24 protein-coding genes are annotated in these 23,257 nt (G+C 46.2%); 3 read left to right on the top strand and 21 right to left on the bottom strand.

Annotated elements, in window-relative coordinates; genetic code table 11:
• Window positions 1–51: 51 nt before the first annotated feature.
• Window positions 52–381, bottom strand: a complete 330-nt coding sequence (locus tag AB4Y93_RS07035) for a hypothetical protein (RefSeq protein ID WP_441890304.1) — start codon at window positions 379–381, stop codon at window positions 52–54.
• A 165-nt stretch (window positions 382–546) separates the two neighbouring features.
• Between AB4Y93_RS07035 and AB4Y93_RS07030 the strand changes: the two genes are divergently transcribed.
• Window positions 547–1,398, top strand: a complete 852-nt coding sequence (locus AB4Y93_RS07030; protein WP_441890302.1) for a polysaccharide deacetylase family protein — start codon at window positions 547–549, stop codon at window positions 1,396–1,398.
• On the opposite strand, the gene AB4Y93_RS07025 is transcribed toward AB4Y93_RS07030, so the two are convergent.
• Together AB4Y93_RS07025 and AB4Y93_RS07020 are read right to left on the bottom strand one after the other, a co-directional pair.
• Window positions 1,388–1,624: a hypothetical protein gene (locus AB4Y93_RS07025; RefSeq protein ID WP_441890300.1), complete on the bottom strand. Its 237-nt coding sequence runs from the start codon at window positions 1,622–1,624 to the stop codon at window positions 1,388–1,390. The genes AB4Y93_RS07030 and AB4Y93_RS07025 overlap by 11 nt on opposite strands.
• Window positions 1,621–2,223 (bottom strand): CPBP family intramembrane glutamic endopeptidase, encoded by a 603-nt coding sequence (locus AB4Y93_RS07020; RefSeq protein WP_441890298.1) that lies wholly within the window; start codon window positions 2,221–2,223, stop codon window positions 1,621–1,623. Before AB4Y93_RS07020 ends, AB4Y93_RS07025 begins: the two co-directional genes overlap by 4 nt.
• A 107-nt stretch (window positions 2,224–2,330) precedes the next feature.
• Between AB4Y93_RS07020 and AB4Y93_RS07015 the strand changes: the two genes are divergently transcribed.
• A complete protein-coding gene (locus AB4Y93_RS07015; protein ID WP_441890296.1) occupies window positions 2,331–3,236 on the top strand; it encodes a hypothetical protein in 906 nt (301 codons plus the stop codon).
• 8 nt (window positions 3,237–3,244) lie between these two features.
• On the opposite strand, the gene AB4Y93_RS07010 is transcribed toward AB4Y93_RS07015, so the two are convergent.
• Entirely contained in the window at window positions 3,245–3,571 is a 327-nt protein-coding gene (locus AB4Y93_RS07010) for a rhodanese-like domain-containing protein (RefSeq protein ID WP_441890294.1), read from the bottom strand.
• Window positions 3,572–3,998: 427 nt separating this feature from the next.
• Between AB4Y93_RS07010 and serA the strand changes: the two genes are divergently transcribed.
• Entirely contained in the window at window positions 3,999–5,591 is a 1,593-nt protein-coding gene (serA, locus tag AB4Y93_RS07005) for a phosphoglycerate dehydrogenase (RefSeq protein WP_441890292.1), read from the top strand.
• Window positions 5,592–5,660: 69 nt separating this feature from the next.
• On the opposite strand, the gene AB4Y93_RS07000 is transcribed toward serA, so the two are convergent.
• From AB4Y93_RS07000 to AB4Y93_RS06920, 17 genes are all read right to left on the bottom strand, one after another.
• Window positions 5,661–6,155, bottom strand: coding sequence for a DinB family protein (locus AB4Y93_RS07000; RefSeq protein WP_441890290.1), 495 nt, complete (start codon window positions 6,153–6,155; stop codon window positions 5,661–5,663).
• Window positions 6,156–6,401: 246 nt separating this feature from the next.
• Window positions 6,402–7,061 (bottom strand): hypothetical protein, encoded by a 660-nt coding sequence (locus tag AB4Y93_RS06995; protein WP_441890288.1) that lies wholly within the window; start codon window positions 7,059–7,061, stop codon window positions 6,402–6,404.
• A 44-nt stretch (window positions 7,062–7,105) separates the two neighbouring features.
• Complete coding sequence (locus AB4Y93_RS06990; protein ID WP_441890286.1) at window positions 7,106–8,437, bottom strand: arsenic transporter; 1,332 nt, start codon at window positions 8,435–8,437, stop codon at window positions 7,106–7,108.
• Window positions 8,438–9,119: 682 nt separating this feature from the next.
• A complete protein-coding gene (locus AB4Y93_RS06985) occupies window positions 9,120–10,583 on the bottom strand; it encodes an ATP-binding protein (protein WP_441890284.1) in 1,464 nt (487 codons plus the stop codon).
• Window positions 10,583–11,299: a response regulator transcription factor gene (locus AB4Y93_RS06980; RefSeq protein WP_015843966.1), complete on the bottom strand. Its 717-nt coding sequence runs from the start codon at window positions 11,297–11,299 to the stop codon at window positions 10,583–10,585. Before AB4Y93_RS06980 ends, AB4Y93_RS06985 begins: the two co-directional genes overlap by 1 nt.
• 38 nt (window positions 11,300–11,337) lie before the next feature.
• Window positions 11,338–12,597 (bottom strand): cytochrome c biogenesis protein CcsA, encoded by a 1,260-nt coding sequence (gene ccsA, locus AB4Y93_RS06975; protein ID WP_441890281.1) that lies wholly within the window; start codon window positions 12,595–12,597, stop codon window positions 11,338–11,340.
• Window positions 12,594–14,282, bottom strand: coding sequence for a cytochrome c biogenesis protein ResB (gene resB / locus AB4Y93_RS06970; protein WP_441890279.1), 1,689 nt, complete (start codon window positions 14,280–14,282; stop codon window positions 12,594–12,596). The genes ccsA and resB overlap by 4 nt, the downstream gene beginning before the upstream one ends.
• Before the next feature lie 26 nt (window positions 14,283–14,308).
• On the bottom strand, window positions 14,309–14,836 hold the full coding sequence (locus AB4Y93_RS06965; RefSeq protein WP_441890277.1) for a redoxin domain-containing protein: 528 nt from the start codon (window positions 14,834–14,836) through the stop codon (window positions 14,309–14,311).
• Window positions 14,837–14,927: 91 nt separating this feature from the next.
• A complete protein-coding gene (locus AB4Y93_RS06960; protein WP_167276277.1) occupies window positions 14,928–15,671 on the bottom strand; it encodes a pseudouridine synthase in 744 nt (247 codons plus the stop codon).
• Window positions 15,672–15,726: 55 nt separating this feature from the next.
• Window positions 15,727–16,260 (bottom strand): spore maturation protein, encoded by a 534-nt coding sequence (locus tag AB4Y93_RS06955; protein ID WP_441890275.1) that lies wholly within the window; start codon window positions 16,258–16,260, stop codon window positions 15,727–15,729.
• The gene (locus AB4Y93_RS06950; RefSeq protein ID WP_441890273.1) at window positions 16,253–16,945 is read right to left on the bottom strand and encodes a nucleoside recognition domain-containing protein; all 693 of its coding nucleotides are present in this window, start codon (window positions 16,943–16,945) and stop codon (window positions 16,253–16,255) included. The genes AB4Y93_RS06955 and AB4Y93_RS06950 overlap by 8 nt, the downstream gene beginning before the upstream one ends.
• Window positions 16,946–17,060: 115 nt before the next feature.
• Window positions 17,061–18,191 (bottom strand): D-alanyl-D-alanine carboxypeptidase family protein, encoded by a 1,131-nt coding sequence (locus tag AB4Y93_RS06945; protein ID WP_441890532.1) that lies wholly within the window; start codon window positions 18,189–18,191, stop codon window positions 17,061–17,063.
• 238 nt (window positions 18,192–18,429) lie between these two features.
• Window positions 18,430–18,906 carry a GerW family sporulation protein gene (ytfJ, locus tag AB4Y93_RS06940; RefSeq protein ID WP_441890271.1) on the bottom strand — a complete coding sequence of 159 codons (477 nt, stop codon included), beginning with the start codon at window positions 18,904–18,906 and terminating at the stop codon, window positions 18,430–18,432.
• Between the two features lie 119 nt (window positions 18,907–19,025).
• Window positions 19,026–19,715 (bottom strand): DUF2953 domain-containing protein, encoded by a 690-nt coding sequence (locus AB4Y93_RS06935; RefSeq protein ID WP_441890269.1) that lies wholly within the window; start codon window positions 19,713–19,715, stop codon window positions 19,026–19,028.
• A gap of 111 nt (window positions 19,716–19,826) precedes the next feature.
• Window positions 19,827–20,648 carry a DUF427 domain-containing protein gene (locus AB4Y93_RS06930; RefSeq protein WP_441890267.1) on the bottom strand — a complete coding sequence of 274 codons (822 nt, stop codon included), beginning with the start codon at window positions 20,646–20,648 and terminating at the stop codon, window positions 19,827–19,829.
• A complete protein-coding gene (locus AB4Y93_RS06925) occupies window positions 20,629–22,146 on the bottom strand; it encodes an HAL/PAL/TAL family ammonia-lyase (RefSeq protein ID WP_441890265.1) in 1,518 nt (505 codons plus the stop codon). Before AB4Y93_RS06925 ends, AB4Y93_RS06930 begins: the two co-directional genes overlap by 20 nt.
• Window positions 22,139–23,248 (bottom strand): DUF917 domain-containing protein, encoded by a 1,110-nt coding sequence (locus AB4Y93_RS06920; RefSeq protein ID WP_441890263.1) that lies wholly within the window; start codon window positions 23,246–23,248, stop codon window positions 22,139–22,141. Before AB4Y93_RS06920 ends, AB4Y93_RS06925 begins: the two co-directional genes overlap by 8 nt.
• Window positions 23,249–23,257: the final 9 nt, after the last annotated feature.

Raw genomic sequence — 23,257 nt, 5'->3', positions numbered from 1 at the left:
GAGCCGCGCAAAAGAAGGCGCGGACATCAAGCGATTCCATGAACTACTTCATTAATGCGGTTTGGAAGACGATTCCGCCATGATCTCATTTGCCTGCTCTTTTAGCCCGGGTTCACTGTTGATTAAGTGCTCAACCTGCTCCCAGCCTCCTCCTTGCTTTACGGCGGTATCGTCTGAATGCTTTGGGGCTATTGATGAAGCCGACATCGTCATCTTCATTCCTCGTTTCATCATCATCGATGCAGCACTTTTACCAATGGATGAACACGCACCTGCAAGCGAGCTGGATGCCCACGCTGCCATACCGGGTCTTTTGCGCGACACGTATACCGCAGCTGCTATCCCGGCGACTGCACCTAACATAAACCCGCCGATTCTCATGATTTAAGTAACCTCCTTCGGGGATCGTTGCAACAATTATTTTCTCCCTTAAGAGCTCATACATTCTCCTCAAATAAAGGAAACGGACATTAAGCTTAATCCTATGCTAAGATTGGAATAGTATTTACCAAGTGATCCAACAAACGACAACAAGGCGGAGATTCGATGACGAAAGCACATTTGAGAAAAATCTATGCTGTACTTGCCATTACTGCAATTTTGTCTTCCTGCAGTTCTCCTTCAAAGACAACAACTGTGGAATTAACTCCGGAACCATCAGCAGCTTCAACTGACGTGCAAACAACAGTTGCTCCTAAAGTCACTTCCGAACCAATTCAAACTGCACAGCCTACACCAAGCCCGTCTCCTGAATTGATGGCACCACTGTATAAAATGACTAGCGTCTACCGGTTCGTTCCAATAGATGAAACAGCTACGACTAAGAAGGCAGTACTGTTGACATTTGATGATGCTCCCCATAATGAAGAAGTAATCGTGAGCCTGCTTGATACACTTGATAAACATAATGCAAAAGCGATCTTTTTCGTAAACGGTTACAGAGTCAAGCAGCATCCTGAATTATTGAAGAAAATCAATGAACGCGGTCAAACGATTGGCAATCATTCCTGGGACCATATCGATCTGAAGAAAGAAGATAAATCTAAAATTGAATCACAATTGGCTGATGTTCAATCCGAAGTCAAATCCATTATCGGTAAGGAGCCGCACTTTTTCCGTCCTCCTTACGGTTCCGGTGGTGACATAGTAAAAGAAATCGCAAAAAACCACGGCATGTTATACATGACGTGGTCGAATGGTTCTCTGGACTGGGAACAGAAATCGCCTGGAGACCCGGATAAAGTGGTCACCAATGTACTGGATCAGCTCCACCCAGGGGCGAATATATTGATGCATGAATTAAAATGGACAGCTTCGGCTTTAGACGATCTCCTTACAAAACTGGAGGAGAAAGGTTATACCTTTATAGATCCTGAAACGATCAAGGTTAATCTGTAAATCGGATGCCATACCAGAAAAGCCCTGCCACTAAACAAACGAACAACAGGAATAACGCATTATAATACCATTTGGTAACTTTTTGAACACTTGAAGGGTGTTTCTTGCGTCTAGGCGGCAGCGCCTCTGCATTCGTGTCGGTCGCGTTGCGAGGCGCAAGAGCTGCCGCCTGTTCCTGATGTCCTTTGCCTCTTGAGCTACCGAATTTCTCCACTCTGCTCATCACTGCTCTGTATGCTCCCTCCTGAATCGAATAATAAGACCCATTATAAAGTCAACAACAAAGTGTGCAAGAATTGGTGCCCATAATGTGCCTGATTCCACGTAAATCCAGCCTAACCCATAACTAATGGAGAAGACAAGACCAGTAGGAATCCAATGTTTTAGATAACGGACATGAATCGCAGCGAAAATAATACTTGTCCAATAGGGACCAAATGAATGCTGTACAGCCCCCCGGAATAACACTTCTTCACATATGGCAACGACCAGAGAAATAACAGCAATATGCCATACTGGTCGCAAACGGAAGATACGTTCATTGATTCCACCATCGTCCGTCGCTTCCTCAGGAACCCATCTTGAAATGAGCAGATCTACAACAATAACTGCTGCCCCTAAGCCTAGCCCCCACCATAGGAAATTAAGGTTATTTGGAATTTGTAATAATTGAAATGGATTGGAACGCTGAAATAATGCCCATATCAAACCGATAATAATAGTAATCGCTTGTGTTACGTAAAGATTTACAAGCAGCATGCGGTCGTCGAGCTCATCGACTGACAACTGACGCACGCGGATATTACGGAGATCGAATTTTTTCATAGCTTCCCGCCTGTCTAGAAGGTCATATTTCCTTTTATGATCATTTCACCTATACTGATAGGGCACAAAACCGACGGCATAATCTAATACATAGAAGGAGATTTGTGATGGAGAAACGTTTATCTCGTTCCGCAATGATATTTAGCTTGGGGTTTGTCTTTATGCTCGTCTGCGCAGTAGGCGCATTCTTCTACGGCGTAAAGATCGGAACGTCCAAAACGGAAACCAAGTACGAAATGAAGGAATTAAAATCTGCAGCAGTTGAGAACAACACTCCCTATCAGCAGCAGGATCTTGTCTCATTTTATCATACCGTATTTTTGCCTTACCGTGAATTTCTAACCGAATGGTACGATGCGATGAATGACTTTGCTCAAGGTCAGTCCAGCAACGCGTCAAGCAGATTGAAAGATCTAGCGGATCTGGCGCATTCGCAAAAATCAGAAGCATCATCGTTTGATATGCAGAAATCACCACTTCTTGGCGATGCACAATCGAACTTCATCAGAAGCTTGGAGCAATTCGAGCAGGCAGCGAAAGCAGCGGCGGCTGTCGTGAAATCAACAGATGCCTCTAAAGTGCAAAGCACAATTGAGCAGGAGCAATCTTTTCTGACTGCCGTCCAGCAATCGCTTGCGGCTCAACAATCGTATTACTCAGCCATGTTGAAATGGGGAGCAACCGTTGAACCTAACATCCCTTCCGAATATAAAATGCCGAAGGTCATCGAAATCAAGAAATGGTCAAGCCTTCCGTTAATCGTCAAAAACAAACTTATAGCCGATCAGCTTGCTGCCCGCAAGCAGCTCACTATATTTTATCCGCAGGATCTAACGAGCCGGATCGATGACTTTATCGCTTCTGGTCAGCCTTCGAAGATGAATCTGAAATCCATCTCAGCGATTGCTGATTTGCTGATTGAGACCGAAGCTGTGCGCAGCGGAGATTTTATAACGAACCGTACGAAATTGTACAAGCAGGAGCTCCTGCCCCAGCTTCCATTCTTCTCTTAAGTCAGAACTTAATCGTATTGAAATCCTTGTAACGAGGCTATAGCAGCCATTCCTCCGGTAACATTGTGGAGGCTGCTGTAGCCTTGTTCTTCTAAATAATTGCAAACGGCCGCACTGCGCACCCCATGCGCGCATACAATATATAACGGTTTGTCATCCGAAATGGTTCCGAGACTGTATGGGATTGTATTCATGGGAAGTAAAATGGATGATTCCAAATGATAATAGTCCCACTCCTGCTGTTCACGCACGTCAATAACCTGCTCCGCTTCAAGCTGCCCCTCTTTAAGCAGCTTCAGCAACGATTCAGGTTCAAATTCATTCCATTCGCTCATAGCTGTCTCTCCCCTAACCTCAAAAATATCTCTTGTATTGGTTGAATCATAACGAAAATTTCACATTTGATCAAGTTTACACATTGCAATTGTCCACCACATTGCTATAAAATAAGAACGGTTGTCCCTGTCGCTTTTAAACCATTACGTTATATAATAAAGCGTGCAATTTTTCACACACCAAGGACAACAACAGACATCCACGTTTGCCGCTAGGTGAACCGGTTTTGCAGAGCGCGTTTCATTCCGAAGAAAAAGACGATCTTCTCGTCCGGCTCGCTTTGTTTCTGTGCCGAGACGAGGTTTTTTGTTTTAGCATCCATCTATAAGATCATCAAATAGGCGTGAAGTGCCGACATATCGAGCAAACATATAGTTTTGCCTGGTATGTCGGCACTTCACAAAAATTTTAGGAGGCAATCTACATATGTTTAAAGTGTTAGTATCGGATCCGATCAGTGATCTGGGCATCCAACAGCTTGTAGACGCGCAAGATGTAGCAGTCGACAAAAAGCCTGGACTTAGCGAAGACGAATTGGTGAGCATTATTGGTGAATACGATGCCCTGCTCGTGCGCAGCCAAACGCGCGTTACACCGCGTATTATGGAAGCTGGCAAACAACTGAAAGTTGTAGGCCGTGCAGGCGTAGGCGTAGACAATATCGATCTTGAAGCGGCAACACAACGTGGGATCATCGTTATTAATGCACCAGATGGTAATACGATTACAACTTGTGAGCATACTTTTGCCATGATGATGGCAGTTGCCCGTCACATTCCGCAAGCTTACCTGAAAACAGTAGGCGGCGTATGGGATCGTAAATCGTTCCTTGGTGTTGAACTTCGTAACAAAACGCTTGGTGTACTTGGCATGGGCCGTATCGGCAGCGAAGTAGCAAAACGTGCGAAAGCATTTGGTATGGAAATTATGGGTTATGACCCGTTCATGACGGAAGAGCGTGCAGAGAAGCTTGGCATAAAGCTGGCTACTGTAGACGAGATCGTTCGTAACGCAGACTTTATGACTGTTCACACTCCTCTGACTCCTGAGACTCGTCATATGATCGGCAAAAAGCAATTCGAAGTGATGAAGCCTGGTATGCGTATCGTTAACTGTGCACGAGGTGGTATTATCGATGAGCTTGCTCTTGTTGAAGCCGTTGAAGCTGGTATCGTTGCTGGTGCAGCATTTGACGTATTCGAAGTTGAGCCGCCGGCTGAAGATCATCCTTTCCTGACAAACCCGAAAATCATCGTAACTCCACATCTTGGCGCATCGACTGTTGAAGCACAAGAGAACGTTGCGATTGACGTATCGGAGCAAGTATTGCACATTCTGCGCAATGAGCCGTTCAGCAATGCGGTTAATATGCCTCCTATTCCGGCTAATCTGCAAAGCAAGCTGCAGCCATACTACGTACTGGGCGAAAAGCTCGGCAGCCTGGTTGCACAAATTACGGAAGGTGCCGTTCAAGAAATTACAGTTCGTTACTCCGGTGAGCTTGCAGAGGTTGATACTCAGCCGCTGACTCGCTACATTGTAAAAGGCGTTCTGTCGCATCATCTTGGTTCTGACCAAGTTAACGTTGTTAACTCGATGCACCTTGCAAAAGTGCGTGACCTGAACATCGTACAGCAAAAATCGCAGGCTTCCAAAGACTTCACGAACCTGGTAACGGTATCGCTTCGTACGAAGAAGGAAGAACGTATCGTAGCAGGTACACTGCTTACTGGTTACGGTGAGCGCGTTGTACAAATCGATAAGTTCCCTGTTGACGTTACTCCTGAGGGTAACTTGATTCTGATCTCGCATAATGACAAACCGGGCATCATCGGCCGCGTAGGTACACTTCTTGGCAACAACGACGTGAACATCGCTACGATGCAAGTAGGTCGCCAACTGGTTGGCGGTTCTGCAATCATGGTTCTGACTGTCGACAAGAACGCAGGCAAAGAAATCCTCGAGCAACTGACTAACCTGCCTGAAATGAACACAGCGAAAGAAATTTCGTTGTTCTAATAAGATAAACGCCGAACATCAAATGATGTTCGGCGTTTTTATGTTTTGGGTCACTTCTTCACAATAAAGTTAATCCCTGTTGTTTATACTAGGCTTTATAAGACCTTTGCCAATAAGATTCGCGGATACAGGCTTTCTTCCGATTTCTCTCGCCCAGACCGATAGTTGGCCTATATGATGAATTTCATGTGCGATCACATGACGCATGACTTCTCCCCAAGAATAACCGGAAAATTCCCCGTCCTTTTGCGAATCGTAAAACGGCAAGGTATCCATATTCGCTTCCCAAGACTGTAAAAACTCTTCAACTTCTTGGCGAAAAGTTGCATCAAGCCTGCGAACCTTCTCTAAACTTCTATAATCCTCAAAGCTTTCCTGAAAATCTGGTTTGCCCTGCAAAGCGCGTATCCAGCTCCACTCTACATCTGCGATATGGAACAACGTATGTAGAATCCCCCCTACTCCACCTGTCCGGATCCGCAGCAGTTCCTCTTCAGGCACATTTTCACACCACTGATACCATTCTTCCCTGACCAACCAATTGTAACGGAACATGGTTCTCATGCTATTACACCTCTCATTAATGAATGCTCTTTTACCATCATAGCAATTCTACCTGTGATTGAAAGCCCGATTTAGCTTCACCGGGCTTTCACGATGCAAAATACCCACGCTTATAAACTGTCTCACTCATAAACTGATGATGTGCTTACCATGACCTTCCTTCCCGAAGGTCTTTTTTCTTTGTTGTAGGACCAACCGATTTTGCATCAATATCCTCTTCCACCAAACTCCATACATACTATTACTCTACCTCGGCACATACAGCGTATGAATATGAGCAAGGTGAAGTAATGCGCTGCTTCCGTCAATCTCGATTAATTCAACAATATTATTGCTCATACATTTGATTACACCTAGTCGTTCTGATGGACTACTCCAATCGATAGCAACCTTATTCCCCTTTTCTGCTTGAAACAGTTCTGCAAACGTATTAGTTCTAACATTAACCATGACTGATTCTGCGGTTAGTGCGAACGGTGCATAAGAGCTAGGATAAGGGATTAACCATTTCAAATGATCAAGGGCAATATAAATGGTATTGTAGATAGGAGAATGTAAAATCAAATAGTCCGTCATCACTTCATTTAAATACCCATGAATGGGTTTATTGCCACAGACGGATATTTCAACGAATAAACCTTTTGCATTCTGTAAAATTTTTTCTAACGAAATTTGTTCTTCTTGCTTAATGAATGGTGTCAAATTTATATCTTTATCATCATCACTCCCAGCCCTTAAGTCCGCTTTGAGACTATGCAGATGGGTTATTGGGATGTAGTAGTAACGCTGCTGATGTAGAAGGACTAACAAATCTGTCCCAGCCTCGATCAACTTCCCGTGTTTGGGGCGATTCCCGGATATTTCTACGACCACTTTTTCCGATAGATAGGGTGTAAACTCATTCAAGATAAGCCCTCCTTTTGCATGTATATCCGCTTTACATTTTCTTTTTAGAACAACCAAGATACCCATAAACTCAATAAGACCAAAGATACGATCACCGTAATTGGAATGACGAGCACAGTAACCTTCAAGTAATTACTCCAGCTCATTTTCACTCCGTCTTTTCTAATAATGTGCATCCACATGATAGTTGCAAGTGTACCAATTGGAAGCAGAAGTGAACCGATATCGCTGCCAATAACACTCGCCAGATAGGCAATTTTCAACGTAATTGGATCTAGTCCCATATTCGTTAACGCCAGCGTACCAACCATCAGAGCAGGGTGATTGTTAAATAAGTTAGATAATATACTCAGAAGCAGTCCCATCAGCACGCTGGCATGCAGTAAACTTCCGGCGATAAGCGGCTGTAGGAAGTGAATAAGCCACTCTGTAAGTCCAAGGTTACGAAGACCATAAATGATCACATACATACCGAAAGCAAAAATGAGTATATACCATGGTGTCTTCTTGATCATATCAACAGGAGGAATCTTCAAGAAAATCCAACGCCAGGTTAACAGGAACGCGGATCCGATGACAGCCATCAGAGAAACGGGGAAGTGGATATAGGAGGCTACAAATAAGCTAACTCGCACACAAAAAACGAAAATCAATACATTCCGCATGAATTTCGTGCTTCTTACTTTGGGTATTTCCCCTTTAAGCGGATGACCTCCCGGTGTTAAGCTCCATTGCGCGATTTGCGGGAGCTTCTTCGGTAGTGTCCGGTAGAAGAGCGCGAACAGGAGCAGAGCCATTACCACTAGTCCAAGCGATGCAGGGACGAACATCATTGCTGTATGCATATAGAGATCCATATGAACGATTTTAAGTGCAATTAAGTTTACGATATTGCTTACTCCGATGGGAGCGCTGGAAGCTGTTGCTATTAGTGCGCCTGAGAGTAAATAAGGAATCTTTTGATGATTTTTTAGTCCCATACTTCTAAGCAGCATTAATAAAATAGGGGTTGTTATTAAAATACTTCCATCATTGTTAACGAAGAGCGTCATTAGAAAACAAAATAAATTGGTTAGCCAGAATAACCTTATCCCAGATCCCCGGGCTTTTCTTAATAAGATTTCGGCAGCCCACTTAAAGAAGCCAAAGCTTTCGAGTACAATCGCCATTACGATCGTTGCTATAATGGTAATAGCAGCCCCGCTGATGGTTTCTGTAATAGCTCCCAAATTACTCAATGAAACGGTACCTGTTAAGAGTACGATGAATGCACCAATAGATGCGGGTATTGCCTCATTAATATTTGGTTTCCAAAATATGAACCCAATCGTAAGAAAAAAGGTGCAAATTGTGATGATCGCCATTAAATCCTGCATGTTCTAGCCTCTTTTCATGCTAAACTCACTCACTACTCTTTCATTTTAATATCATTAATGATATGAATCCTGATGTCCGAATTACCATTTTCATAGATTCCTCCTTCTCATGGCTATTAAATGAACGATATACAGTATTTATATGTACAAGGCAATTAGCTCGCACTGGTCTATAACCCCTACTCTATGAAAACCATCTCCTATCAATCGTTGATAGATACCCACTAATGATACTTGCCAGCCAAAGACACTTGCCTATCGCCCACTTACATAAACCAAAAAGGCAGCACCGTTATAGCGCTAACGGTGCTGCCTTTTTGGGTGTGAATTTTTTTGTTTTTTGTCTTTTTCTTTGGTTTTGGTCTTTTGGTCTTTTGGTCTTTTGGGCCAGTGCAACGTGGCCCAAGGCTCGCGAGAGGATTAGGGGTAACGTGCTTGAGGAGCGGAGCGTCCGCCTTTGTCTATCCATTGCCTACCTTAACCCAATTCTAATTGAGGCAATGGATAGACAACAGCGGCCGAAAGCACGTTACCCCTTCCCCCGAGCGTGCCACGAGCCTGGCGAGCCAACCTCGAGCCCCCAGAGACCGACGCCGTCAGCAAACAACAATGTTTCACGAACAACAAGATTAAATCCCCTCATTCAACAAAAAAACGCTCCCTGGGGGGAGCGTAGTGACATCTATTGATTGGATTCGACAGGCAGCAGTAAAGTGAATGTCGTGCCTTTACCGAGGACGCTGTCGACTTCGATTCGGCCGTTATGCTGAGTAATGATATTTTTGACGATGGCAAGACCTAGTCCGGTACCACCCGATGCAGCACGTTTTCGTGCTTTATCGGCTTTATAGAACCGTTCGAAGATATAAGGTACATCCTCGCTTGGGATACCTTGTCCTTCATCAGCAATAATCAGCTTCACATATCGCTTCTTGTTAATTGATGCGAGATCTCCGGCTATTCGGATCGACTTACCTGCTGGCGTGTGACGAAGTGCGTTATCCATCAGATTCGTCAATACCTGCTCAATCCGGTCTTCATCCGCCTCATAAACAGCAAGCGGATCATCTGGGAGCTCTGCGATCAAGCTAACATCACGTTCCTTCGCATACACCTGGAACTTACGATGAACACGCCTCACGACATTACTCATATCAAACTCCTGCAAACTGAGCTCAACATGACCGGCTTCCATCCGGGCCATATCAAGGAAGTCGTTTACCAGACGACCCATCCGAAGAGACTCATCATAGATCACCTGGACGAGCTCTTTCCGCTCTTCGGGCGAAGCCACGATATCGTCCAGAAGGGCTTCACTGTAGCCTTGCAGCATCGAAAGTGGCGTCCTAATCTCATGAGAGACGTTAGCAACAAAGTCCCGCCGCAGCTTCTCGAGCTTGTGCTCTTCCGTTACATTTCGGATAACGGCAACAGCGCCGCGAATGACACCATCTGTCTGAAGAGGAGCCATTACAACCGACCAGACATTATTATGGACCTGCACTTTATTCGTACAGTCGCGTCCCGCTTGCATGACAAGCTGGAACGTATCCCGCAGCGGACCGGGCACGCAATGGAAAGAAGGTACTCCTTCATCTTCCAGATCAATATCCATATCGAGATCCGACCAGCGGCTCACCAGCATATGGCCAGGAGGGTTTGTAAGAATAACCTCGCCATCCGCACCAAACGTAATCACCGCATCCCCCATACTGCGCAGAATGCTGGAGAGATGCTCCTTCTCATGATTCAAATCATCAATCAGCATCTCCAACTGCTCGGTCATATGGTTAAACGTTTTGGCAAGATCACCGATCTCATCCGAAGAACGAATTTCAACTTTTGTCTTATAATTACCGCCTGCAATGGAATCTGCCGCTTTCTTGAGCGCCAGCAAAGGCTGCTGGATCCTCGACGACAAGAAAAAAGCGAAGAACGTAGAAAGCAGAAAACCGATAACCGCTACAACGATAAACAACACTTTAATCCGATGCTGGGAATCACTATTAAAGGCAATATCGATATACTGGAGCAGGAACGTCCCGAGAATAACGAGGACAAGTGCGACGAGAAACATAATCGTCCACCACAGCTTCCCGACTACCGTATGCAGGGCAAAATTCCCCCAACGTTTCAACAGCCTCATTACTTCGGTACCTCAAGCTTATAACCGACGCCCCATACTGTCGTAATCATCGAAGCAGCATCAGGCGATACTTTATTTAACTTTTCACGAAGGCGCTTCACATGAGTATCTACCGTACGCAGATCGCCAAAGAACTCATAGTTCCATACATCCTTCAGCAGTTCCTCACGCGAGAACACTTTATCCGGCGATACAGCCAAGTAATGAAGCAGCTCGTACTCCTTGGGAGTTAGGCTCACTTCCTGTCCTCCAGCCGATACGCGGTGTGCATCATGTTCAATAACCAGGTGCGGAAAAACTATATTGTTGCTTGAGTTTACTTCTTTTGTTAAAAAGGCCGTAGCGGACGAGCGGCGCAAAATCGCTTTTACTCGATAAATAACTTCGCGCGGGCTGAATGGCTTCACGACATAATCGTCAGCGCCAACTTCAAAGCCTTGCACACGGTTCATTTCTTCGCCTTTGGCCGTCAGCATAATGACCGGCGTTGCTTTTACTTGCCGCAAGCGGGAGCACACCTCCACGCCGTCAATGCCCGGAAGCATAACGTCGAGCAGAATGAGCGCATAATCGGTTACTGTTGCGAGCCGAAGCGCGGTCTCACCGTCTTCCGCTTCGTCGATCAGATAGCCTTCCTTCTCCAAATACATTTTCAGCAAACGACGAATCCGTTCCTCGTCATCAACTACTAAAATACGGCTTGCATAGTCGGACATGCGGTGTTGCTCCTTTCAATTCATTTTATTATGAATGATTATACTCCTGCGTAAGAGTGAAGACCAGCGATAACGAGGTTAACCCCTACCAATGTAAACAAGATAACGACGAAACCGATAACTGCAAGCCACGAGGAGCGTTTGCCCTGCCAGCCGCGCGATAGACGGAAGTGCAAGTAAGCACTGTAGTAGAGCCAGGAGATAAGCGCCCATACTTCCTTCGGATCCCAGCCCCAGAAGCGGCCCCATGCGATGTTCGCCCAGATCATAGCGAAGATAAGGGCACCTAACGTAAAGATTGGGAAGCCGATCGCGATTGCACGATAGCTGATTTCATCCAGATCTTCTGGATCGATATCTTCCATAAGCGGATGGATAACTGCACCAATCCGTTTTCGGAACAGCAAGCGGATTAATCCGTACAAGATAGATCCGGCAATAACAGACCAGATTACTGTATTTAACTTACGTCCTCCATTCACACCAGTCAACCAGCTTGGTGCTTCGAACAATGGCTTATCCATGCCAAGGAAAGAATCCATCTGAACGGCCTGGCTGTTATAAGGTTTAACAATTGGCGGCAAGGTATAATCCGCTGTATCGGTCGAGGAATGATCCACGCCTTTGCTATCGATAGTGACTTTCTCTTGGGTGAACTTAGCCTCGTAGCCTACCCCTTTGAAAATAAAGACAATTGCAATAAAGCCAATAACAAGGACAATCGTGTATAAGGAGAATTCTACCCAAAATTGATCTCTTCTAGCTTGTTTCGAAGTTTGCTTGAAGTCAACGACACGAAGCAAGTACATCAGACCTGCTGCAAAGCCTACTGCGAAAAAGGCTTCGCCAGTTGCTGCTGTCGTTACATGCACCTTCAGCCACATGGAGCTTAGAGCTGGAATAAGCGGCTGAACCTCTTGTGGGAACACAGACGCATAGGCGACAACAAGAACAACAAGCGGCAATGCGAACATACCAAGTAAAGGTACTCGATAGATCGCATATACGATCGTAAATGCGATCATAATAGCCATGCCTAGGAACGTAATAAACTCATACATATTACTTGTTGGAATTTGACCGCTTCCAATCCATCTTGTAAAGAAGAACGTCAGATGGGCAGCAAGGCCGAGTGACGATGTGATAAACGAGATACGCGACCAGCGCTTCTCATGTTTTATCGGATCACGGTTGCTCCATTTTTTCCCTGCAATCGTAACTACATAGAACAGGAATGCAAAGCAATATAGGAAAAAGGCGGCGATAAAGGCATCGCTGCTGAAATCGACATAACTCACGCGTTATTCCCTCCGTTATCAAGCGACTTAGGTTCTACGGCAATTCCGGTTTTCCGGAGCGCGTAGGCCACGTCTGCTCTCATGCCGTACCAGTTTTTATTTGTATGAGCGCCAAGCGACAGCTTTCCATCGTCGATCCGCAGCCAAATGCGCCGATGCTGCCAGTAAGAGCCAAGTAATAATCCCAGCATCGAAATAGCTGCGCCATACCAAACATAAGTAAGAGCTTTGTCCTTACGTACGTTCAAGTAGGTGGAGGCTTCAGCAAAGTGGACATTGTCCATACCGTTCACTTTAATCTCCAGCTTGTTCGCAATTGCAGCATTGATCGTATCTTGTCCAAATTTCTCCTTATCCTTCTGCATCGGGAAGTAGATATAAGGCTGACCCTTCTCAGGAAGTCCCGGACCTGTAATCAGGAAGATAAAGGCTGGAGCATTCGGATCACGGCTGAGTGTTACAGGTTCTCCATCCTCGCCAATGCTGAACTCCATATAATTCGCCGCAAGCTTCATCGTGTAAGGGCCCAGCTTATAATCCAGAGGTGCATCCTTCATTGGCAAATCAAACTCACCGTAACTCTCGCCAGTTTCCTTGTTTATGAGTTCCGGACTAACACTTTTCAGCTTGGGCGTAACATCGTAGTCAAACTGATACAGCTTAAGCCCATCATACTTGAGCGGATGATTCACTTGGATGTCCTGCTTCTTTATTTCTTTCAGCTCAGGATCACCGGTGGCATTATCACCGCAGTTGCTTGTACATTTATAAAGGACTGCTGAAGTCTCATAACGTTTGGCGCGGAGAGTGCCGTGAAGTTCTGGCGGCAATTCGTCATCCGTATAATATTCGACGGTGAACTTCTCGTTTTTCACGTAGTAGTTCGTACCATCGATCTGAACCGTATCACCATCTGGTATGCTCACATAGCTGTCCATTTGCCAGCCAGGAAGGCTTCTGCCTAAGATCGCGAGCAAGAACAAGATCAAGCCGATATGGTTAATATAGGGACCCCAACGGCTGAAGCGATTCTTCTCGGCAAGCATCGCAGTTCCGTCTGTATGAACTTTGTAATGCCTTTTTTTCAAATGAGTGGAGAACTGCTTCACCCATTCTTCATCGTTTCCTTCAATCTCGGTGTTGTACACTGTCTTCTGTCTCGTTATGAAACGCAAATGTTTGCGGATCTGCTGTTTACTAAGTGCTCTGTAAAGCGGCAGCACGCGGTCCAAGCTGCAGATAACAAGTGAAGTACCAATCATAACAAGCAGTGTAATGAACCACCATGAATCGTATGTATGAGACAATCCCAGCTTATAATAGAGCTTGCCGGATAAACCGTATGTCTCCTCGTAATAGGTAGAAGGCTCGAAATTATTGAGGAATGAGCCCTCCTGTGGGTAAATGGTACCAAACATTGCTGTTATCAATGTAATGACAATGAGATAAACAGCAATCTTGACGGACGAGAAAAAATTCCAAATCCGGTCAATCCAGCTTGGATTACTCTTCTGCGACCTTCTCGCTACGCCGTCGTATCGCATCTCGAGCGGGGCATCTGACTCCATGTCTTCCATAAGTGGTTTGCCGCAGCTTTCGCACAGCACGGTACCAACCGCATTCTGATGTCCGCATTCGCATTTCGTGTTATGTAAAGATAACACCGTGAAACCCCCTAATCCCATCCATCAGCCTCTAATTCGAGGCAATCTTACTGAAGCAGCTTGACTACGCGTGAATCAATATCCTTCTCGCTCATACCACCCACAAAAACATCCTGAACGGTCCCATCCGGCAGTACAAAGAAGGTTGTCGGATACGACTCCAGTCCGTATTTATGCTCTGTCTTACGGTTTACATCCCTTAGAATCGGGTAGGTCAGGTCGAACCGGCGAACGAAATTGTTCACAGTAAGCGTGTCCTCGCTTAAGTTAATCGCCAGTATCTCAAGTCCGGCATCCTTCCACTTCTCATATTGAAGCTCGAACTCCGGCATTTCCTTTACGCAAGGCGGACAAAAGCTGCCCCAAAAGTTAATGACTACGGCTTTGCCTTTATAATCAGACAAATGATGCGTATTGCCCTGCAAATCAACTAGAGTAAAGTCGGGCGGCTGTTCCCCAATTTTCGGAATGCCACCATCCTTTGCGGCAAATATGGTATTGCCAATGGCATATCCGCCTACTACGAGTACGGCAAGCAGAATAACAATTTGCACCACTTTTCGATACTTGCCCATTCCTGTCCCATCACCTACATTTCACCATTGATGTCAGCTTAGAATACATTCATTATAACGAAAAACGGGCGGCAATAACCGCTGCCGCCGCTTACTTTTTATGAACTTTATGTGTCTTGCGAGCAGCCTCTCGAAGCTCTTTCACTTCAACTGGAGTCAGGTGTCTGAACTGTCCTCTCGCCAAGTTCTGAAGACCAATATCGCCGAATTTCACACGTCTTAATCTCACAACCGGATGATTGATTGCGTCGAACATCCGACGTACTTGTCGATTACGACCCTCATAGATTGTAATACGGATCGTTGAGGTCTTATTCTCCTCATCAACATCCTGATATTCAACGTCTGCCGGTGCTGTCATTCCATCCTCAAGCATAATACCGGACTTCAATTTCTCCAGCAAAGATCCATGTGGTGTACCTTTGACTGTTGCGAAATACATCTTCGGTACGTGATGACTTGGATGCGTTAGCAGATTGGCAAACTCACCGTCATTCGTTAGCAGAAGCAGACCTTCCGTATCGTAATCCAGACGTCCAACCGGATAGACACGCTCCCTAATACCGGGCAAAAAATCAGCCACCACTTTGCGCCCTTGCGGATCCTTCGCGCTAGTGATGACACCTTTTGGTTTATTCAGCATCAAATAGATCTTTTTCTCACTGCGGATCGACTTGCCGTTAACCTTAATCTCATCAGTCGTTGGGTCCGCTTTGACGCCAAGCGTTGTTACTTTCTCACCGTTTACCTCTACGGCACCGGCTAATATCATCTCTTCGCATTTTCGACGGGATGCGATACCCGCTTGAGCTAATATCTTTTGTAAACGTTCCAATGCTTTCACCTCAACCTCCATCATAACGATATGGAAGGGAAAGCACAAGTCACGACTACTTGAATATGTACATACAAATAAGAATTGCTGCCAAAAATCCGACAAGATCCGAAAATAAGCCTACTTTCAAGGCATATTTTGTCTTCCGTATACCAATAGCGCCAAAATAAACCGTCAGAACATACAGCGTTGTATCGGTGCTGCCTTGTATCGTTGAAGCAATTCGGCCGATCATCGAGTCCGGCCCATGGGTGGCGATAAGATCAGCGGTGAAAGCCAGTGAGCCTGCACCTGTAAGCGGCCGAAGAATACCAAGCGGCAATACCTCAGTCGGAATGCTCAACATATCAAACAAGGGGCGGACGGCGCCCAGCATGAGATCCATAGCTCCGGACGCACGGAACATACTGATCGCCACCATCATGCCAACAAGAGCAGGGATAATATTAATAGCGGTGCCAAAACCGTCTTTTGCTCCCTCGATAAAAGTTTCATAAACGGGGACTTTACGGAAAGCCGCATATAATGGGATAAATACAATAATTGCTGGAATAAGCCAAGCTGACAGACGGGTAAACAGCTCAAACAACTTCTCCACCTCCTCCTCTTGGAAGTGTGGCTGATGCTGAGACAGGTGGATCTATTGAGGATTTGATCGGCATTTGTTTAGAAGTGTGGGTGGTCTTGCCTGGAGGTGGTGCAGATCGTCTGCGATACCATCGGTCAGCTACGATTGCGGCGCCTGTCGCAACAAAGGTCGCCGCTAGCGTTGTGCCGACGATTTCTGCCGGATTAGCGGAACCATAGTTCATTCGAATCGCAATTAGTGTTGTAGGTACAAGAGTTATGCTGGAGGTATTTAGGGCAAGCAGCGTACACATTGCCGGAGTCGCAGTCGTTTGGTCAGGATTCAGCTTCTGAAGCTCCTGCATCGCTTTTATCCCCATTGGCGTTGCCGCATTGCCTAGTCCAAACAGATTGGCGCTTAAATTACTCATAATATAACCCATTGCCGGGTGATTAGGTGGTACATCGGGGAATAGACGCTTCACAACAGGGCTTAGCATACGGGCAAGCTTCTTCAGCATGCCCGCATCCTCTGCAATCCGCATCATTCCCAGCCAGAACACCATAATACTAATCAGCCCAAAGCTTATCGTTACTCCTGATTTAGCACCATCAAACGCTGCTTGCGTAACGGCATCAATTCTCCCGTTTACCGCTCCAACGACTACACTTACAACGATAAAAAACAACCATATCCAGTTCACCATAAATTGGCCGCCTCCCCCGATTAGCCAAGCGTAAACGGCTGCGTCGTCCTATAGAGGGGCAGCATTCGTTTCGCGGGTGAAATATAAGCAAAGTATAGAGAAATCCAATACTTTCTTACATTTCAAATAATGCATTGATAACGGATGTTATCGAATGTATGAAGCTGTCACGTCCCACCGTTGCCTTCTTGTAATCATGCATAGCGGCATCCGACATCGGCTTGCGCTCTGGCAAGCTCATTCTTGCACTGCCAATATCATAGACAGGAATGGCTCCAATCTTCTGATCGTTCAAATACCATTCCAGTGCACCACGTTCTCCTAGCCTATAATTCATCGTTGCCATATCAAGGACAACAAGACGAGATTGCAGCATGTCCCGCTCCTCTTCGGCTAACGGATAATAAAACGAGTTTCCAACCGCATATGGATAGCCTGCTAAGGTTTGTCCTTTGCTTGCTACTTCCATAAGAGGATAGTATTTAAAGCCCCAGTCCAACATATGACGGTGGTCAATCCAATCATCACGATCATTTAACGTAACAGCCGCAATCTGCTGTCCGTTTCTCGTTGCGGAACTGACCAGGCAGCGAAGCGCCTTTTTGGTATAGCCGGTTTTAACTCCATCTGCCCCCTCATACATCGCCAGCATTTTATTCTTGTTTGCCCAGCTGTATTGCCATTTCTCATGAGGGTTGGGGACACTCTTTACCTTTGTGCTAACAATCTCGGCAAACACCGGGTTTCTTAGGGCATAAGCCGTTAATTTTGCTAAATCATTTGCAGAGGAGTAATGCCCTTCCGCATCCAATCCATGTGGATTTTTGAACTGCGTATGAGTAAGGCCCAACATCTCCGCTTTCGCATTCATGAGGTGAACAAAACCCTCTTCCGATCCACCTACATGCTCGGCAATTGCTGTTGCCGCATCATTACCTGAACGGAGCATAAGCCCGTACAACATATTAAGCAGTGTCATTTCCTCACCTAGCTGCAAATAGATAGATGAGCCTTCCTTTCCAACCGCTGTTTTGCTCGTCTTCACATGATCCGCAAGCTTTCCATGCTCAATCGCGACAATAGCCGTCATGATCTTCGTCAAGCTGGCTATTCGCATGGATTGATCTCCATTCTCACTATACAGCAGTCTTCCTGACTTCACATCAACAAGAGCAGAAGCATTTGCACTGGTATGAATCGGCTTTGGCGCCGCGAATGCCGGCGTTGCTAAGCTTGTACCCCAAATCAAACTGGCAATCCATAATCCTATTCCTATACGGCGAGTAACTTTCACGTTTTCGTTGCTCCTTTCCTATCGTCAGCCCTCACCTTGTACAGTATATGCTTCGGATGGGCAAATTAAGACATGCCTACCTCCAGAAATGAGAAAACCTCTATCGAGGTCTCTCGAAGATGAGCGACCGCGTCTAGAGGTAGGGATTATCTATTGTAGTGAAGAATCAGAAGCCCTTGCGGGCAGTTCTCTAGATGAGGGTGTCAGTTCCATCTGTTATATAGTCATTTGTGCTTGGGCTTGAACTTGCTGAAGTTTTGAACATCGATTGAACCTTGTCGAATACATGTGGAGCAGAATCAATAATCCGTTCCATCAGATGCGTTTGATTATCAAGCGGTACAATTTTCACACCTTGTGTACCTACAACAAGGAAAGCGATTGGCGTAATCGATACCCCGCCGCCGCTGCCGCCGCCGAAAGGTGCTGAAACACTGGCAGTATGATTGTGGCCGTCAGATGGCGACGTATGCTCGTGTGATGCTGAACCGTCATACCGGATATCGCTGCCGCCAGCCACAAAACCGAATCCCACTTTCGAGATCGGCATAATAATGCTGCCATCAGGCGTTTGAACAGGATCACCGACAATCGTATTGACGTCGACCATCTCTTTAATATTTTCCATAGCAGTTTGCATTAGGCCTTGAATCGGATGTTCTGGCATTGTGACTCCTCCTGAAATTGTATTGTGTTTGTGCGTTATGGATGAGGACTCGCCTACGCTTTTGTATTCTGCTCATCACAGCGCTTGACTATGTATGGAACCAAAAGTCATCTCGGAACTTAAGCCTTAAACAGCAGACTTCGCCAAGCCTGCACACCTTCTTTTGCTTTCTTCAAGCGAATGAGTAATTGGATCCCGGCCATAACAGCATTCCCAAACCCAATTTTGGCGATACAGGACCATTCCGTTGTAAAACAAGGCTGCGCATAAACAGGCTTAATATCGACCTTAGGCTCCGCTTTTAGTTTTACGAATTGAGATAAGACGCCTAATGTAGTTGTCTTCACTGACCACAATGCTCCCGTTGCCATAGCTGTCCACATCGCATCACCCGTACCAACAGAGCTTGACCATTTCCATTCTTCCAGCTTTACCTTCGCTAAAGTTCCTTTTGTCCATTTCGATAAATTATTCGTTAGCGCTGCAGCATGTTTAAACTTATCAATTCCCGCCATCACGCGGTCTTTATCGATCTCATCATGTTTCTCATCCTTACTGCTCATACCAATGCTTGTACCTATCAAATGCTCATGCAAACGGATTGCTTTGCCGCTGAAATCAATCGAACCGATCTTCATCTTATAACGCAGTAAACCAAAGATCGCCTTGAACTTGATCTCGATATCGTCATTATCTCCATCTCGTCTCATATGTCCTTGAATGACCACTGGTGACACCAAGGCAATGAGCAGAAAAAGCACAATGATGAGACCGGCTGCTAGTACCCATAAATTCGGATAACCGATCATTCCATGCTTCCTCCATACTTCCGAAAACTAGGTTACCTGTAGTATGGCTTGATGATCTGATTTCATACAAAAAAAACCTCAGGATCTATTCAATCCTAAGGGTTTATTTGTCTAAGATACACCGCTGTAAGGCAGCCTGTCCTGATCCTTCAATGTCCATCTCTTCCCATCTACATAGACGGCATCCACACGCTCATTATAGAAACTGAGCAGTCCTGCAATCTCATGAACCTCAGGAAGAGGTTTGCGGTAGCCCCATACGACATCGTCATATTTGCGGCCAAGCACACTCGCATTCCAATAGGTTGCTATTCCTTTGTAGGGACACCGGGTTGTTGTATCAGAAGATTCAAGCAAATCCATTCTAACGTCTTCCACTGGGATATAATATCGAGGGGTTAAGCCTGTCTCAAACAAGACGACAGGACGTTTGCTGTCTGCAATAATTTTTCCGTTAATGACAACTTGAATATGGCGGGAGCTAGGTATCGCATCAATTCTTGTATATGGATCCAGCGCATGAACGAAAATCTCTTCGTCTTCCTCGTACCAGGCATCAGCTTTTTTCCAAACAAAAGAATAATAGCCCCGGAGAATGGTACTCTCCTCCACCGGTTGAAGGTAACTCCAAACCACGTTCTCTACTAGACGTTCACCACTACGAATATGCCAGTAGACAGCCTCTCCTTTCACAGGATGCTCTTGACGAAAGTCTGAAGGCTCGAATAGGTCCTTCCTAACATCCGATTCTGGAAAATAGTAAATCGGAAGCTTGCCCGTCTCCGTAACAAGCAGAGCCCGTTTGCTGTCAGCAACCGTACTTTCCCCAAACTTAACTCGAACACGCTTGGGACTACGCTCCGCACGGAGCTCCCATTCCTTCCGCTCTCCATCCCGCAAATTCCACTGGGGATCATAATGCCCAATTTCCATTCTTATGTCTCCTCCTCATGATCTGATAAGCCTGCTCGATATCCTTAGTTAAAGCTCGGTCTTCTGATAGATAGGGAACTGATTCCCGTATGGCTTCATAAGCCTTTCTTACACCGTTGCCCAAGCTATCTTGTGATCCCCGAAGATCAATAGCCTGTGCTGCGTGAATCGCTTCGATCCCTAAGATGTAATATAGCCGGTCAATGATTTCTCGTGTCTTATACACGACAAATGGCGAGTTCGTTGCATGGTCTTCGATATCCCCTGCTAATGAGGCGTAATCAGCAGATGCAGGATTCGATAAATGACGAATTTCGGCATCCAGCGACGTAACGGTTTTCTGCAGTGTACAGAAACCGATCGAATACTGCTCATTCGGTGTAAGGAATCGGGTTAAACCTGTAAATGACGGGTCGCCAAGACGTAAAGTGCGAAAGACAGAGCACCGGGATACATGATGGAGTGCTTGACCAAGCATCTCAAAGCCTAATGTCCATGCGACAGGTTCGAAGTTGGCGCAAGAAACGATACGACGTTCCTCCAGCATTAAGCATGGATTATCATCTGAACTGTTCAAGTGCAGTTCAAGCTGGTCCTTCACATAACGCCAGGCATCCCTCGCCGCACCATGGACTTGAACAGCATCACGAAAGCTTAATGGATCCTGCAGCTTTTCTGCAGTTTGCTGCTGCCATAGATGGCTCCCTTCAAGAGCATTCCTGACGACCGCTAGACTAGTCAATTGTCCTGGGAATGGCCGCATGCGATGTACAGCCTCATCCAAAGGAGACAGCTGACCATGAATGGCTTCGAGCGACATCGCATAGATAACATCCGCTAGCTCAAGCACTTTTATCGTGTCAACAAGAGCAAGAGCGCCAATACCCGCCGATAAGGCGTTAGAGCTTACAATAGCAAGCCCGTCTTTGGGTCCAAGCTGCAACGGTGCAAGTCCCGCTTCCTGCAAAGCAGCAGCAGCAGGCTGCCGCCGGCCTTGCGCATCGACCTCCCCTTCTCCAATCATAGCGAGTCCAATATGGGGCAAATTCGTAATATCAGCGGCTCCAACCGACCCTCTCAAAGGAAGAACAGGCGAGATACCAAGATTCAGAAATTCTACATATCGGTCGGCAATTGCAGGCTGTATCCCCGTACAGCCTGCTAACAAGCCATTAAGCCGTGCGAGCAATACCGCACGAACATCATCGTTTGTAGCATTTGGGCCGATTCCTGAACTATGAGACAAAATCAAATTACGATTATATTGAGCAAAGAAAGCAGGGTCTACTTTCTTATCTTTATTCCAGCCGACACCACGGTTAAATCCGTAGATGGGAACATCGTGCTCAACCAGCTCATAAACAAGTTCCCTTGCAGCCTCGAGCCGTGATCGGGCTGATTCAGCGATTTGAACTGGCCGTCCAAACCTGGCGACCTCCTCTATATCTGAAAGGGCTAGCCCGCTTCCGTCTAATACTAAGGGCTCTTCCTTAAACATAGACCTGAGTGCCCAGGGGAAAGGAATGGTCGAAAAGCTTGATGCCAAGAGCCAGCTCCACTTCCGGGTATACGGACGGGTCCTTTACCCCTGTACTTAACGGAATAAGCGATTTATCGATTATAAATACGGCAATTGGCTGGCCTTCATACAGTTGACCAACGCTCACCGGTTCACCTGTTTCAAGCGAAATAGTCGTAATGACATCCGGGAATGTGGAGAGCCGCTTACCGGAACCGTCATCAACCGCCATATACTCATTCATGACATGAAGGATAAGCCTATTTCCTTCTGTCTCTACTTCAATCGTTCCGATATCAAAGGCGCCCTGGTAACGGACATCTTTCCGAACAACAACACCCCTGCCGATATAACCGCCGCCGGTATAGGAGCTAATCGTTTCAAGTACCTTCTCAGCTCCTTCCGGTTCGGCTTTCAGAATGGCTTCCCCTAGTCCGATTGCTCTGGAAATCCCCCCAACTGCAGCATGTTCTCGGACATAGCTTGCAGGGACTGGCAGACGTGCTGCAGCAATGAAGCCTCCAGCCAAATCAGCTGCAAGCCGAAGGACATTCGAAGTGCGGCTTGGTGAACCTTTAACGGCGAGTTCAAGGTAGGTTCCATTCTCCGGCTTCCCACCGGCTACGGCTTGAATAGTCTCAATATCGTTACGTGATGCCAGTCCGAGCGATCCCATCTTGCCTGTAGGATGAGCACGGATATCGCCAGTTGCATCTACCACAACAAGTCCAAGGGCAGCGGCAGGCAGCCAGCCGTTAATGGAGCTCGACATGCCGTTTTGCGGAGTCATCACCCCTACGATTCGACCTTCGTATTGCTCAATGATGAGTTGAACCGCTTTAATATAATCTTTGCCCAGCATCTGCCATTCGGTTCCGGCCGGTGCTCCAATCGCTGTACATGTCAAGATAATTGCATCATCCGGAAGCTCATCTACACTGACCAGCTTTGGTCTGCCAATCGTAACTGCGGCACCACCAATCTCGAGGCCATGTTCTACCCATCCGCCTCCGCCGCTTGCGTAGACCGATCCGCCCTTCACTGCTGCGAGCACATCCTGCTTCGTTAATTCTCTAGCCATCTTCTCCTC

This window comes from Paenibacillus sp. YAF4_2 (assembly GCF_052113225.1).
In the GTDB taxonomy this organism is placed as follows: domain Bacteria; phylum Bacillota; class Bacilli; order Paenibacillales; family Paenibacillaceae; genus Pristimantibacillus.
This window is presented reverse-complemented; position numbering and strand designations above follow the sequence as displayed.

Bases quoted from the DNA above. Each gene is read 5' to 3' on its own strand.
- AB4Y93_RS07020 (WP_441890298.1), bottom strand. From the start codon at position 2,223: ATGAAAAAATTCGATCTCCGTAATATCCGCGTGCGTCAGTTGTCAGTC.
- AB4Y93_RS06965 (WP_441890277.1), bottom strand. From the start codon at position 14,836: ATGGGCAAGTATCGAAAAGTGGTGCAAATTGTTATTCTGCTTGCCGTA.
- AB4Y93_RS07030 (WP_441890302.1), top strand. From the start codon at position 547: ATGACGAAAGCACATTTGAGAAAAATCTATGCTGTACTTGCCATTACT.
- resB (WP_441890279.1), bottom strand. From the start codon at position 14,282: ATGGGATTAGGGGGTTTCACGGTGTTATCTTTACATAACACGAAATGC.
- serA (WP_441890292.1), top strand. From the start codon at position 3,999: ATGTTTAAAGTGTTAGTATCGGATCCGATCAGTGATCTGGGCATCCAA.
- AB4Y93_RS06990 (WP_441890286.1), bottom strand. From the start codon at position 8,437: ATGCAGGATTTAATGGCGATCATCACAATTTGCACCTTTTTTCTTACG.
- AB4Y93_RS07000 (WP_441890290.1), bottom strand. From the start codon at position 6,155: ATGAGAACCATGTTCCGTTACAATTGGTTGGTCAGGGAAGAATGGTAT.
- AB4Y93_RS06985 (WP_441890284.1), bottom strand. From the start codon at position 10,583: ATGAGGCTGTTGAAACGTTGGGGGAATTTTGCCCTGCATACGGTAGTC.
- AB4Y93_RS06925 (WP_441890265.1), bottom strand. From the start codon at position 22,146: ATGTTTAAGGAAGAGCCCTTAGTATTAGACGGAAGCGGGCTAGCCCTT.
- AB4Y93_RS06950 (WP_441890273.1), bottom strand. From the start codon at position 16,945: ATGGTGAACTGGATATGGTTGTTTTTTATCGTTGTAAGTGTAGTCGTT.
- AB4Y93_RS07015 (WP_441890296.1), top strand. From the start codon at position 2,331: ATGGAGAAACGTTTATCTCGTTCCGCAATGATATTTAGCTTGGGGTTT.
- AB4Y93_RS07035 (WP_441890304.1), bottom strand. From the start codon at position 381: ATGAGAATCGGCGGGTTTATGTTAGGTGCAGTCGCCGGGATAGCAGCT.
- ytfJ (WP_441890271.1), bottom strand. From the start codon at position 18,906: ATGCCAGAACATCCGATTCAAGGCCTAATGCAAACTGCTATGGAAAAT.
- AB4Y93_RS06920 (WP_441890263.1), bottom strand. From the start codon at position 23,248: ATGGCTAGAGAATTAACGAAGCAGGATGTGCTCGCAGCAGTGAAGGGC.
- AB4Y93_RS06980 (WP_015843966.1), bottom strand. From the start codon at position 11,299: ATGTCCGACTATGCAAGCCGTATTTTAGTAGTTGATGACGAGGAACGG.
- AB4Y93_RS06930 (WP_441890267.1), bottom strand. From the start codon at position 20,648: ATGGAAATTGGGCATTATGATCCCCAGTGGAATTTGCGGGATGGAGAG.
- AB4Y93_RS06935 (WP_441890269.1), bottom strand. From the start codon at position 19,715: ATGATCGGTTATCCGAATTTATGGGTACTAGCAGCCGGTCTCATCATT.
- AB4Y93_RS07010 (WP_441890294.1), bottom strand. From the start codon at position 3,571: ATGAGCGAATGGAATGAATTTGAACCTGAATCGTTGCTGAAGCTGCTT.